Genomic DNA, 12967 nt, shown 5'->3' on the forward strand with positions numbered 1-12967 from the left:
GTCCCCTTGTTCGCGGGCGCAGCCCAACTTCGAAGGCAGCGAAGGCGACAAGACGGCCAATTGAAAATCTAGTCAAGGAGATCCGTATGTCAGAATTCAAGCTGCATTGCTTCGCAATGTCGGGCAACTCGTACAAAGTCGCATTGTTCCTCGCTCTGGCGGAAGAAGATTGGGAGCCGGTTTTCGTCGACTACTTCGGTGGGCAAACGCACCAAGAGCAATGGCGGCAGGAGGTTAACGAAGTGGGAGAAGTACCGGTTCTCGAGCACAAAGGGACAAAGCTGAGCCAGTCAGCGCTCATTCTCGACTATCTGGCCGAAACGACCGGCAAATTCGGTCCCAACAATCCCGAGGAGCGTCAGGAGATCTGGCGGTGGATGTTGTTCGATAACCACAAATTTACGAGCTATTATGCCACCTTACGCTTTCTTTATGGCATCAAGCAGACCGGAGAGACGCCCGTGACGGCCTTCTTAAGGGAGCGCGCGATCGCCGCATACCGCATCGTAGACGACCACTTGCGAAAAACACCGTTCCTTGTGGCCGGGCGTCCCACAATTGCGGACCTTTCACTTGCGGGCTACGTCTATATGCCGGAGGAGACCGGCATGCCCGAGAGTGAGTTTTCCCACATCGCAAAGTGGAAGGACAGGATCCGAAACTTGTCGGGATGGCGGCACCCATATGATCTGATGCCTGGTTCAACATCCCTATAGCGCACCGTCCCGATCGAGGCGCAGCTCGCCTGCCGAGGCTAAGGCCTCTGCGAAGCCTGACGCAACCCTATGGCTTGAACTACCGCTCGCGACCTCGATCCCCCTGGTGGCGAGGTTAGTTGCGATCCAGTTCCTGATTTCTTGTTGGTGGGCTTTCTACTCGCTTGAGACAGAAATCAACCTGCCCTTGTTGGGTCCGGTCAGGCCTTTCGAACGATGGAAGAAAGGGCGAACGCGGTCAGTGTGTCACGTACGCCTGGGAGCTCGGATATTTGCTGCCAGATCTGGCGAATACGGTCCGGTTGCAAAGACTCGACTCTGACCACCAGGTCGAAATCGCCGGTCATCACGTCACAGGCGACAACCTCCGGGATTCTACGCAGAACGTTGACGACGTCACCGCCTCGCATGCGGTCATGGCGATAAACGAACATGAGTGCGGTGGTGACCTGTTGAGCGTTTCCGCCTTCACCGGTAACGATCGTGTAACCTTTGATGAAACCTTCTCGTTCGAGCCGTTCGATGCGCACCCGCACGGCGTTTCGGGACAGATTCACCTTTGCCGACAATTCCGCGTGCGAAATGCGGGCGTTGTTTTTAAGTTCGGCAAGTACCAGTTCATCTATTCGATCCAGAAGATATTTCATCCCGTTGCCGCCTCTATTGGTCGAAGATATCTGGCGTGACCGAATGATAGGCAACAAGGGCGCACTCAGGGGCCGAAGTCATTCGCGCGCCCGCAGCGGCGCGCTTGGCTGTTGAGGCAAGAACAAACGCAGGCAGAGCTGCTTTTTCTGCTCCCGAAAGCTTTCTGATGGTTTGATAACCGCTCAAGAGCGCATGGGCTTTGCGCCGGTCCAAACCGCCGTCGAGCCCGCCTGTCCAGTCAACGAGAACGTCGGCTATCTCAGTGATGAGGGCGTCATCATGGCGAAGCCTGAAATTGATGACACCGCTGACTTCCTCGCCAAGAAAAAAGACATTCGCAAAGACCAATGCACCATGTATGGGGCCTGATGGTAAGTCGGGCTGGCGGTTGAGCCCACCCTGCAAGCTCCTGTGTATCTGGCCCATAACGCGGCCCACACTCGCACATTTGGCTGGCGACGGGTCACTCGTCGATGATCCTGACACGAAGCTTACGATGGCTACGAGCCGACCCGCAGCCTGAAACGTGGCATTGCCGTCGACAGTGCGCCTGGGTTCGGGGCAGGGGACGCCCGCCCGATGCAGCGTTTCCATCGTCGTGAAAGCGCGTTCGAGATCAAGCGGCTCAGCCCCGTTTTCAAACAGGGTCACGATGAACTCCCCTTCGGCAGACCTGAACAGATAGGTCGTTTCACGATCGCCGTCGGCGATGCCGATCACGGAGGACAAACCTGTCAAGCCGTAAGCTTCCACGATCGCGTGGCGGTCTTCGTCAGACAGTTCGGTAAATACCGCCATGGCTTCCCCTCAAGCGGACGTGCGCTGCGGGACGTTCGCAAACGCCGCGTAGTCGCTGAAGATTTCCTCGATCTGCCGTTTGGTCAGGCATCCGTCGTCCTCGACGATGGAGCGCAGACTTTTCTTTTCAGATAGTGCTCTCTTCGACAGCAAAGCCGCCTTGGAGTAGCCAATCAGCTTTGCTAGCGGGGTGGCCAGAACGAGAGACTGGTCCAACAACGCCCTGCAACGATCCTTATCGACCTCGATCCCCGCCACACATCGGTTGGCGAAGATTTCCATCCCTCTGGTCAGCATGCGTATTGACAGCAGGATGTTCAGGACAATGACCGGCTCCATCGCATTGAGTTGCAGTTGTCCGGCGCTTGCGGCAAGCGTCACCGTCAGATCATTGCCGATCACCTGAAATCCGATCTGATTCATCATTTCCGGGATGACCGGATTGACCTTGCCGGGCATGATTGAGGAGCCAGCCTGCATCGCCGGCAGCCGAATCTCACCCAATCCCCCGATTGGGCCACTGCTCAAGAGCCGCAGATCGTTGCAGATCTTCGTCATCTTGACGGCAATCCGTTTGAGAATGCCTGAGAAGGCGACAAACCCGCCTGTATCCGACGTCGCTTCCACCAGGTTACGAGCTGTCATGAGCGGCAGACCGGAGATCTCGGAGAGCTTCCTGCACGCAACGCTCGGAAAGGCCGGCGGCACATTGATCGAGGTCCCGATTGCAGAACCGCCGAGATTGACCTCCTGAAGAATTTTCTTGGCAGACTGCACCTGGATGATGTCCTCGTCGATCAGCTCCGCAAAGGCTTCGAACTCCTGGCCGACAGTCATGGGCACGGCGTCCTGGAGCTGAGTGCGTCCAACCTTTATGACATCCGCGAATTCAGCACCTTTCCGACGGAATGTGTCCCGAAGATTGACCTGCGCGGCGATGAGCGCGTCGCAGGTGCGCAACAGGGTCAACCGGATCGCTGTCGGGTAGACATCGTTAGTCGACTGCGAGAGGTTGACGTCGTCGTTCGGGTGAAGCGTGGAATAGTCTCCGACGCTGGCGCCCAGCTTGAGAAGAGCAAGATTGGCCACAACCTCGTTGACGTTCATGTTGGTCGAGGTGCCCGCTCCGCCCTGCATCATGTCTACTGGGAAATTGTCATCAATCGCTCTTAGTTCGATGAGATCGTCGCACGCCTCTGCGATCGCATGAGCTTTTTCAGAAGACAGCAGTCCAAGCTCCATATTGGTCAGCGCCGCAGCCTGCTTCACCATCGCCATCGACTGGATTAGCTCGGGAAAGTCTCTCAGGCGGAAGCCTGTGACGTTGAAATTCTCCTCCGCGCGCTGAGTATGCACGCCAAACAGCTTACCCGCAGGAATGGAGAGAGGCCCGATGAGGTCAGTTTCTATGCGATCGATCTTCATCGGTGACCTCAACTCAAAATGCCAGCGTGGAGCATCGCCCGGTCGATCTGTTCGCGAACCGAGCTGCTTACGGGAACAAGAGGCAATCGCAGGTCTCCACGGATGCGTCCCAGCCGCTCCAGGGCATATTTTGGTCCAGCGGGGTTTGTTTCCAGGAAGAGCGCCCGGTGCAATGGCATCAGACGATCCTGGATCTCCAAAGCCGAGGCGAAGTCGCCTCCAAGGCAGGCGCGCTGGAATTCAGCGCACAGGCGCGGTGCAATGTTGGCGGTCACAGAAATGCACCCGTGCCCGCCATGGGCCATGTAGCCGAGGGCTGTGCCGTCTTCCCCGGTCAGCAGGTTGAAGTCCTTGCCGCAGGCCATGCGCTCCAGTGAAGGTCGCAGGAGATTGCCGGTGGCGTCCTTGACGCCGCTCACATTTTTGCAGTCGCTAAAAATGCGCGCCAGCGTCTCGACCTGAATGTCGATCACACTGCGACCCGGAATATTGTAGACGATGATCGGGATCTCGGCCTCGGCATCTATGGCTTTGAAATGCTGATAGATGCCCTCCTGCGTCGGCTTGTTATAATAGGGCGAGACGACCAGCAATCCATCGGCGCCGGCTTCCTGTGCATGGCGAACGAAGTCGATTGCCTCCGCCGTGCTGTTCGAGCCTGCCCCTGCAATGACCGGGATGCGGCCGCCGACCGTTTTGACCGTAATCTCGACAACTTGTTTGTGCTCGGCATGCGTGAGTGTCGGACTTTCGCCTGTCGTTCCACATGGGACCAGCCCGGATGATCCCTCCTCGATCTGCCAGTCGATAAGGGCGCGCAGCGCGCCTTCATCGACACGCCCATCAGCAAAGGGTGTAACAAGTGCGGTGATGGAACCTTTGAACAAAATGGTACTCCTGATGTTGCTGATGGGCTTGTTGGCTGGTGATCTATTGCCGTTTCAGCCTGTTGATGCAGACGACCTTTGGTTGGGTCATGTCTTCAAAAGCAAAGCGCACCCCTTCGCGGCCCATGCTGCCATACTTGAAGCCGCCGAACGGCATAGCGTCGAACCGGTAGTCGGAAGAGTCGTTGATCATGATCCCTCCGGCATCAATCCCGCTGGCCGCCTCGAGGGCTCCCTCGAGGTCATTAGTGAATATACCGGCGTGCAGACTGTAGTCTGGCGCATTCGCAAGGCGGATGGCATCCCAGAGCGCATCGAAGGGTTCGAGGATTACGATCGGGGCGAACACCTCTTCGCTCCATAGGTCGCAACCGAAGGGAACATTTTCCAAGACCGTCGGCGGGTAAAGGGTGCCCGCCGGGCTGTGGCCGCAAAGAAGGTCGGCGCCAGAAGCAATGGCGCGGTCGACCATCGCCGCTGCGCGTTGAACGGCACGTTCCGAAATCATCGGGCCGACATCAGTGTCAGGCTCAAGTGGGTTTCCGGTCTTGAGCATTTTTGTGGCTGCAACGAACTCCGACTTGAACCGCTCATAAATGGAGCGCTGGATCAGGATCCTCTGGGTGCCAATGCAGTTCTGACCGGCCGCCCAGTAGGCTCCAGACACGCAGCCGTCGACCGCAGCGACAAAATTGCAGTCCTCCATGACGATGACTGGTGCATTGCCTCCCAGATCCATCGCCAGCTTCTTGATGCCTGCAGCCTTGGCGATTGCCTCCCCCGTGGCAAACCCGCCCGTGAACGAAATCATTCGCACGTCTCTTGCCACGACGAGTGCCTTGCCAAGATCCGCGCCACCAATGACAACCGTAACGATCTCTTCCGGAAGGCCGCTTTGCACCAGAACGTCGACCAGTTTGAGCGCCGACAGGGGAGCAAGCTCAGACGGCTTCAGGAGCACGGCGTTTCCACCGGCAATCGCCGGCCCAAGTTTATGGGCGACCAGGTTCAGCGGATCATTATAAGGGGTGATTGCCGTAATGATCCCGAGCGGCTCTCGCGTGTACCAGCCCTGCCGGGCTTCGGACCCAGCATAGGACTCGAACGGAATGACTTCGCCGGCATTGCGTTTGGCCTCATCGGCCGAGAGTTTTAGCGTGTTGACGCATCGGGTCGCCTCTTTGCGGGCTTGCGTTATCGTTTTGCCGGCCTCGTTGACGATCAGAAGCGCGAATTCTTCATGCGCCGCCTCAATGCAGGCGGCTGCCTTTTCGAGGATTGCAGCTCGCTTGTGGCGCGGCAAAGCTTTGGCGGCCTGCGCTCCGCGGTGCGCGCGTTCAATAAGGCTGCTCACGCAAGAAGCATCGCTGCTTGGAACGGTTCCGACGACCGATCCGTCGAAAGGGTTGCGCACGACGATCTCGTCGCTTGAAAAGGGTGCGTTCAGGGCGAGGCCGTGCATCATGCGGCCTCCTTTGCAATGGCGGAGGTGCTTTGGGTGTGAATTGCCACGATGTCGGACAGAAGAGCATAGGCGGTCTCAATTCGCCCCGCACCTGGTCCGGTAACCGTCACAGAACCGAGCAGCTTCGTGTTGAACGAAACTGCATTGGTTGGACCGTTGACGGCGGCGAGAGGATGCTCCAACGGCAGTTGCTTCGGCATGACGCTTCCGACGACGCGGCCGTCTGCCCCCCGGGAGGCGGAACCAATGAGTTTCCAGCGGCTGTTGGTCTTGGCTGCATCCCCGATGTCAGAAGGCGAAAGCTGCGAAATGCCTTTGCAGGTGACGTCATCCGGCTTGAGCTGCGCACCAAGCAGCTCATTGGCAAGGATGACGACCTTGAGGCGGACGTCGAAGCCTTCCACATCCGCCGTGGGGTCGGCTTCCGCGTAGCCGAGCTCCTGTGCTTGCCGGACGGCGGTATCGAAATCCAGGCCACTTTCCATGCGTCCCAGAACGAAGTTGGAAGTGCCGTTCAGGATTCCCTCGAAACCATCGACCTCAGCGCCCGCGAGCGTCTTCGCGGCCATTCGGATCACCGGCGTTCCGCTCATCACGGAACCCTCGTACTCAAACCGGACGCCATTTGCCTCAGCGAGAGCTTTCAGCTCCAACGCGGCGAGTGCCACCGGGCCCTTGTTTGTCGTGACCACATGCTTGCCGCTTGCAAGCGCCCAACGGCAATGGGAGACTGCGGGCTCGCCGTCCGTTGGGTTGGTGAACGTTGCCTCTACGACAATGTCTGCCGGCGCGGTCCTGATGATCGTTTCGTTGTCCGCTTCCGCACTGCCGCCTGAGAGTTGGCCGAACCCCCCTTTGGTGAACTTGGCGTCAATCAGCGTCTTCGCGTCGAGCCCGTTTGGTGAGATCACGGAGCCCAGATAAAGATCGCTCACAGCGACAATGTTCAGACGGAACCCGAGCTCCCGCTCCCACAGCGTGTTCCTTGTTGCGATAAGCTCGGCCAAAGCGCGGTTTACGCCGCCAAAGCCGATGAGGGCAATGTTGTAGACGGTCATGACAATCCTCCAATGACACCAATGATGTTCTCTGCTTGCCGAGAATGGGAGGCAGACCGCTCAGTGGGAACGGCGCAAATCGGCCAAAGGAGGAGGCATTTCGCCCAAAGTGCCTGCGTGACGATGCTTGCGCTCATTGCTTCTCTTGCGAGCAATCCGGCGAGCTGCTGGAGGTCCTGCAACAACACTGACATCTATGAAATTCCGTCCAGTTTGAGGCTTTGCTGCGCAAGGCGGATGATGGCCGCAGTCAGCCCCTCCAGCGGTTGGACCGCTACGCGATGAACCTGCCATTGCACCGGCAAGTCGACGCCTGTCCCTTTGATCAATTCTGTCAGAGTGCCGGACTTGAGATGGGCCGCCGCAAGGTGAGCCGGGACAACGCCCCATCCAATGCCTGCGAGGGCTGCATCGAAGATGCTTGCGCGCGAGGGTAGCCGATGCACCGGAGACTCGACACCATCGCCGAGCGCAACTTTGACCCATCGCTTCGGAAAGGGGTCCGTCGACCCCATGGCCAGACCAGGCGCTTTGGCCATCGCCTCGGGGCTTGCGCCTTGTGGGAAATGGCGGCTGCTAAAGCCCGGTGTTGCCACGGCTACCAGGCGCAGGCTGCCCAACGAACAGCTGTCGTGATCCTCAAGCCGTTCCTCGCCTAAGGTGACCGCAGCGACAACCTCGCCGGCTCGCAGCCTTTCTAGCGTCGGGATGGTCTCATTCAGAACCAGGTCGACGAGAAACGGTGCGGATCGTACGAAGTTGGAGACAGCATCCAGGATCCAGCTCCCGAGCCATTCCGGATTGGCGGCAATCCTGATGGTCATGCGTTCAGGCAGTGAGCCAGGACCGATGAGACCGGGCATTCTGGAGGCCAATTGGCGCTCGAGCAGTTCGACGCGCTCGAAATGGTGGACGAGCTGAGCACCCGCCGTGGTGGCGGAACACGGGCTTCCTCTGACGATCAACGCGACGCCGAGACGTTGCTCCAACTGCTTGACCCGCTGCGACACAGCTGATTGCGTAACCTTCAGTTCGCGCGCAGCTCTGTCGAAGCTGCCCAACCTGATGACAGAAACGACGGCCTTGACTGCCTGGTAGTCTATCATGGCTCGAGTCCAGTCTGCGTTTGATGGTTGGCGAAGTGTGTTCTTGTCTGGGCTTGGCGCGCAAAATCGCTGACACCGGAGCGCGCGATCGACCGTCGCAAACCTTCTTTCATCCGGCGTTCGACAGCTTCATCATCAGAAGACCGGAGAGTATCATGGCGCCGGCGAGAATGCGCATTGGGGCAGCTGGCTCGTTCAAGACCAGGACGCCAAGCAGGAACGACCCGATGGCTCCAATGCCAGTCCAGACAGTGTAGGCCGTGCCAAGCGGAAGAACGCGCATCGAGAATGAAAGCAGCACACCACTTGCGATCATTGCGGCGACCGTGATTGCCGACGGAACAAGCAGTGTGAAGCCTTCGGACTTTTTCATATAGAAGGCCCAGACCACTTCGAGCAGCCCGGCGATGAGCAGAATAATCCAATGCATAGTGTGTCTTCCTTGAGAACGTCGCTGATACAGCGAGAAGATCCCAAGGAGAGGGCTTCCCGCTGCACCGGGGCGTCTGAATTCGCGTCTTCAGGACTGGCCGAAGGTCTCGTCGAGAGCGTTTTTGATATCGGCGATGAGGTCCTCGGGATCCTCCAAGCCGATGGAAAGACGCAGATGTCCATATTTCTGGAAATTCAGCGGATAGCGTTCGGCGCCTCCGCGGCCGCTCCCCCCGACGTGCACGATCAGGGTTTCGTCGTGGCCGAGCGAGACCGCTGAGGTGATCACCTTCAGATTGGAAACGAAACGGTTCTGGGCGTCCGGGTCCCCCTCGACCGCGAAGGCCATGACGCCGCCATAACCCTTGCCTGCAAATTGAGCCTGTGCGAGTTGGTGCTGGTCGTGGCTTTCGAGCCCGGGATAAGTGACGTAGGCAACCCGCTCGTCCCGCGCAAGGTTATCCGCAACGACCTGTGCGGTCGCGAACTGCTGCTTGAGGCGCAATGGAAGCGTGACTGAGCCGCGGGTGATCAGCCAGGCATTGAAGGGGGAGATCGTTCCGCCGAGATCGACAAGGGCGTCCGCCTTGACATGATGGATGAGCTCCTTGGAACCGACCACCACACCGCCCATCGCATCACCATGGCCATTGATGTACTTGGTCAGGGAGTGGATGACGAGATCGGCGCCGAGCGCCAGCGGCCGGAAAAAGGGGGGAGGCGTAAAGGTGGAGTCGACCGACAGAAGCGCGCCAGCCTGCCTGGCTATGGAGACCAGTGTCGCGATATCGGCGACCTTTGTGGTCGGATTGGCGATCGTTTCCGTATGGATCAGCTTCGTGTTAGGCCGAACAGCGGCTCTGACTGCCTCCATGTCGCCCATGTCGACGAAGGTTGCCTCAATCTTGTAGCGCTGAGGCAAGAGCTCGGCGAAGAGCCGCCAGACGGCTTCATACGTGACATCGCCGACGATCACATGATCGCCGCTTTTCAGAAAGGTGAAGAACACGGCGTGGAGGGCAGCGACACCGGTTGCGAAGACGGCTGCGTCCTCTCCACCTTCCATGGCCGCCAGCTTGCGCTGCAGGCAGATCTGGTTATGACCGGAATTGCGTGTATAGGAAGGCGCCTCCGTGTCCGACCAGTCCATAGTCGAGGGGTCGTAGGGCAGAAGATAGGAATTGGCCATGACGATCGGTGTGCGGATCGCGCCGGAGGTCTTGTCGATCTCGTTGCCACCATGCACCGAAAGCGTGTTGAAGGAGAGCGTTGAAAGCTCGTGTTTGTCTGGTCTGGACATGTCGTGGGCCTCTGATTTTTCTGGGTTTGAGGGCCGCGCTAGCGGCGAGTCGGCACAGCGTTTTCGAGCTTCTGGAAGGCCTGGGTGATGAGAAAGGTCAGACCGACATAGAAGAGGGTGACGAGGAGCAGCGGTTCATAGACGAGCAGCGTGTCCTGGCGGATCTTGTAGGCGGCGCCATAGAGGTCCATGACCGTCACCGAAAACACGATCGGCGTGGCCTTGAGCTGAAGGACCACTTCTCCGGCGAAGGTCGGCAAGCCGATGCGGATTGCACGGGGAAGCCAGATCCGGCGCAGGATCATGGCAGGCGACATGCCAACGGCGCGAGCAGCCTCCAATTCACCCTTCGGAACCGCCAACATGGCGCCTCTGAGGATCTCACCTTGATAGGCTGCAAAATTCAGCGTCAGCGCAAGGGCGGCGAAGAACAGGCCTTCTCGCAATATCGGCCACAGGAAACTTGTCCTCAGTCCCGGTACGTAAGGCAGATACGTGCCCAGGCCGTAGTAAATGAGCCAGAGCTGAATCAGAAGCGGTGTGCCGCGGAAGAACGTGCAGTACCCCTTCGCAAGCCAGCGTGCGACGGGGTTCTTGCCCACCTGGGCGATCGCAAGGAAGATCGCCAGGCCAAAGCCGCAGGTCACCGAGATCACGAGCAGCAGGCAGGTGAGGAAAGCACCCTGCAGGATGAGATCGCGGTAGGGGAAAATCCAGCTGAAATCCATGTCTGGCTCCCTTACACAACCGGTCTTTGTCCGCGACGGAAGTAGGCTTCCAGCGTAGCGAAGAGCATGTTCGAGACTATGGTGATTACGAGGTAGAGCACCGCAGCAGCCAGAAAGAACACCATGTATTCCTTGGTGTTGCTTGCTGCGACGCGCGCGGCAAGCGCCAGTTCCTGGTAGCCGACGACGGCGATCAATGCGCTGTCCTTGATGACCGACATCCATAGATTGGCAAAGCCCGGCAGCGCGTTCGGGATGAGACCCGGCAGAACGATCCTGCGGAATCGCAACGCCGGACGCATTCCGAAAGCCTTGGCGGCTTCCAGTTGCCCGACAGGGATTGCAAGGATTGCGCCGCGCAGCACCTCGGTCATGTAGGCACCTTGCACAAAGCCAAGGACCGCAACAGCCGCGACAAGACCGTTGATTTCGATAGGTCCCAGTCCCGCCCAGGCGAGGATACGGTTCAGGCCGTCAGTTCCAGCGTAATAGAGGGCAACGATGAGTATCAGCTCGGGTACGGCACGAATGATCGTGGTATAGGCATTGAGCAGGAATTGGAGCGGCCGAAACCCACTCAGTTTTCCGAGCGCGCCGAACAGTCCGATTAGCATCCCGACCAGATATGCTCCGGACGAGATCAGGACAGTGGCCAGGGCACCCGCAAGGAGCACGCCTCCCCAGCCGGGAGGAGCGATGGACAGAAGATCCAGCGCTGAATGTGTGGGGTTCATGGGAAGCCTTCCAGTCAGGGCAGGGGATCGCCACACAGCTGTGTGGCGATCTGCAGCCGCTTCGCTCTCAATAGGGGTCGTAGTCGAAGTACTTCTTGCTGAATTCGGCATACTTGCCGCTGTCCCTGACGGCCTTGATGGCAGCGTTCAGTCTTTCGCGCAACGCGTCGTCGCCCTTACGCACACCACCGCCGACTCCCGCTCCGAGGATGGTGTCGTCCGGCTCGACATTGCCCTTGTACTCGCAGCACTCCTCTCCGAGGTCGGTCTTCAGGAACTCCTTGAGCGGGCCGGTGTCGGCAAAGACGTAGTCGATGCGTCCGGAGGCAAGGTCCTGGAAGGACTCATCGACCGTCGCATAGCTCTTCTCGCTCGCGACGTCGGCAAAGTGTTTCTTGAAATAGGCGGATTGGGTGGTCGAGACGGCAATGCCCACCGTCTTGTCCTTCAGCTCCTTGGCCGTGACCCCCATGGCGCCGTCCTTCGGGCCGATCATCCCCGCCAGCGCCGAATAGTACTTTTCGGTAAAATCAATCCGCTTCTTGCGCTCGTCGGTGATCGACATGGAGGACCAGATCACGTCGATCTTCTTGCTTTCCAGCGCCGGGATGAGGCCATCCCAGGCAACGTCGACGATCGTGCACTTCTCCTTCAGCTCCTCACAGACGGCGTCCATCAGGTCGATCTCCCAGCCGATCGCCTTGCCGGAGGCGTCCTTGGTCGTGTAAGGCGGATAAGCCTCGTTGACGATGCCAAAGCGGATGTCGGCATGCGCATTTGCCGCCATCATGAACATGCCGATAGCCAGAGCTTTTCCCAGATGCTTCATTTGCATTCCCCTTTTTGCTGTTGAAAAGATTGAGTGGTTAGTGCGAACCGGCTGCAACGAATTCTTTGCAGCGAGCGCTCGTGGGCGCGCCGAAGACCTGTGCGGGGGAACCTTCCTCCTCAACCTGGCCCTGGTGCAGAAACATGACGCGTGTCGAGACATCGCGAGCGAACTTCATCTCGTGGGTGACCATGATCATGGTGCGGCCCTCCTCGGCGAGGCCGCGGATGACCTTCAGCACCTCCCCGACAAGCTCGGGATCAAGAGCCGATGTCGGCTCATCAAACAGCATGACGGCGGGATCAACGCAGAGTGCGCGAGCGATGGACGCGCGTTGCTGTTGTCCGCCTGACAGGAAGGCCGGGTAGGCGTCCTTTTTGTCGTAAAGACCGACCTTGGCCAGTAGTGCTTCGGCCTTCTCGATGGCTACGACCCGCTCGACCCCGAGCACATGTACCGGCGCTTCGATGACGTTCTCAAGGATGGTCATGTGCTGCCACAGGTTGAAACTCTGGAAGACCATGCCCAGGCCGGTTCTCAGCCTTTCGATCTGGCGCCAGTTCGCGGGTTGCGATTTTCCGCCGCGCCCGCTTCGGAACGCGACTTCTTCGCCATTGATGCGGAAGGAACCACAATCCGGAATCTCAAGGAAGTTGATGCAGCGCAGGAAGGTGCTCTTGCCCGAACCTGACGATCCAATAATCGAGACGACATCGCCCTTCTCGGCCGACAGGGAAATGCCCTTCAGGACCTTGTGGGCTCCGTAGCTCTTGTGAACATCACTCACGACCAGAGCGGGCGCGTGTTTCTCAGTGCGCATTGTTCCTCCTTTGCGATACGG

At 58.8% G+C, this 12967-nt stretch carries 14 protein-coding genes; 1 reads left to right on the forward strand and 13 read right to left on the reverse strand.

Annotated features, from left to right (window positions below):
• Positions 1–86 precede the first annotated feature (86 nt).
• Positions 87–716 (forward strand): glutathione S-transferase family protein, encoded by a 630-nt coding sequence (locus BHMPCIPO_RS31910; RefSeq protein WP_173520777.1) that lies wholly within the window; start codon positions 87–89, stop codon positions 714–716.
• A 200-nt stretch (positions 717–916) separates the two neighbouring features.
• Here the strand turns inward: BHMPCIPO_RS31910 and BHMPCIPO_RS31915 are convergent, their stop codons facing one another.
• The 13 genes from BHMPCIPO_RS31915 to BHMPCIPO_RS31975 all read right to left on the reverse strand — a co-directional run bounded on the left by BHMPCIPO_RS31915 (position 917) and on the right by BHMPCIPO_RS31975 (position 12946).
• Positions 917–1363 carry an Lrp/AsnC family transcriptional regulator gene (locus BHMPCIPO_RS31915; RefSeq protein ID WP_173520778.1) on the reverse strand — a complete coding sequence of 149 codons (447 nt, stop codon included), beginning with the start codon at positions 1361–1363 and terminating at the stop codon, positions 917–919.
• A gap of 13 nt (positions 1364–1376) precedes the next feature.
• Positions 1377–2162: a homoserine kinase gene (locus BHMPCIPO_RS31920; RefSeq protein ID WP_173520779.1), complete on the reverse strand. Its 786-nt coding sequence runs from the start codon at positions 2160–2162 to the stop codon at positions 1377–1379.
• 9 nt (positions 2163–2171) lie between these two features.
• On the reverse strand, positions 2172–3587 hold the full coding sequence (locus tag BHMPCIPO_RS31925) for an aspartate ammonia-lyase (protein WP_173520780.1): 1416 nt from the start codon (positions 3585–3587) through the stop codon (positions 2172–2174).
• 8 nt (positions 3588–3595) lie between these two features.
• Positions 3596–4474 carry a 4-hydroxy-tetrahydrodipicolinate synthase gene (dapA, locus tag BHMPCIPO_RS31930; RefSeq protein WP_173520781.1) on the reverse strand — a complete coding sequence of 293 codons (879 nt, stop codon included), beginning with the start codon at positions 4472–4474 and terminating at the stop codon, positions 3596–3598.
• Positions 4475–4517: 43 nt separating this feature from the next.
• Positions 4518–5939 carry an aldehyde dehydrogenase family protein gene (locus tag BHMPCIPO_RS31935; RefSeq protein ID WP_173520782.1) on the reverse strand — a complete coding sequence of 474 codons (1422 nt, stop codon included), beginning with the start codon at positions 5937–5939 and terminating at the stop codon, positions 4518–4520.
• On the reverse strand, positions 5936–6997 hold the full coding sequence (locus BHMPCIPO_RS31940) for a homoserine dehydrogenase (protein WP_173520783.1): 1062 nt from the start codon (positions 6995–6997) through the stop codon (positions 5936–5938). The genes BHMPCIPO_RS31935 and BHMPCIPO_RS31940 overlap by 4 nt, the downstream gene beginning before the upstream one ends.
• A 194-nt stretch (positions 6998–7191) precedes the next feature.
• Complete coding sequence (locus tag BHMPCIPO_RS31945) at positions 7192–8103, reverse strand: ArgP/LysG family DNA-binding transcriptional regulator (RefSeq protein WP_173520784.1); 912 nt, start codon at positions 8101–8103, stop codon at positions 7192–7194.
• Between the two features lie 109 nt (positions 8104–8212).
• Positions 8213–8533 (reverse strand): DMT family transporter, encoded by a 321-nt coding sequence (locus BHMPCIPO_RS31950; RefSeq protein WP_022557280.1) that lies wholly within the window; start codon positions 8531–8533, stop codon positions 8213–8215.
• A gap of 90 nt (positions 8534–8623) precedes the next feature.
• On the reverse strand, positions 8624–9835 hold the full coding sequence (locus BHMPCIPO_RS31955; RefSeq protein WP_022557279.1) for a trans-sulfuration enzyme family protein: 1212 nt from the start codon (positions 9833–9835) through the stop codon (positions 8624–8626).
• A 38-nt stretch (positions 9836–9873) separates the two neighbouring features.
• Positions 9874–10563, reverse strand: coding sequence for an ABC transporter permease (locus BHMPCIPO_RS31960; protein WP_173520785.1), 690 nt, complete (start codon positions 10561–10563; stop codon positions 9874–9876).
• 11 nt (positions 10564–10574) lie between these two features.
• Positions 10575–11297 carry an ABC transporter permease gene (locus BHMPCIPO_RS31965; RefSeq protein WP_173520786.1) on the reverse strand — a complete coding sequence of 241 codons (723 nt, stop codon included), beginning with the start codon at positions 11295–11297 and terminating at the stop codon, positions 10575–10577.
• Between the two features lie 67 nt (positions 11298–11364).
• Positions 11365–12126: a transporter substrate-binding domain-containing protein gene (locus BHMPCIPO_RS31970; protein WP_173520787.1), complete on the reverse strand. Its 762-nt coding sequence runs from the start codon at positions 12124–12126 to the stop codon at positions 11365–11367.
• A gap of 37 nt (positions 12127–12163) precedes the next feature.
• A complete protein-coding gene (locus BHMPCIPO_RS31975) occupies positions 12164–12946 on the reverse strand; it encodes an ABC transporter ATP-binding protein (protein ID WP_066868702.1) in 783 nt (260 codons plus the stop codon).
• Positions 12947–12967 lie beyond the last annotated feature (21 nt).

The sequence above is a fragment of the Ensifer sesbaniae genome, from assembly GCF_013283665.1.
Classification (GTDB): domain Bacteria; phylum Pseudomonadota; class Alphaproteobacteria; order Rhizobiales; family Rhizobiaceae; genus Ensifer; species Ensifer sesbaniae.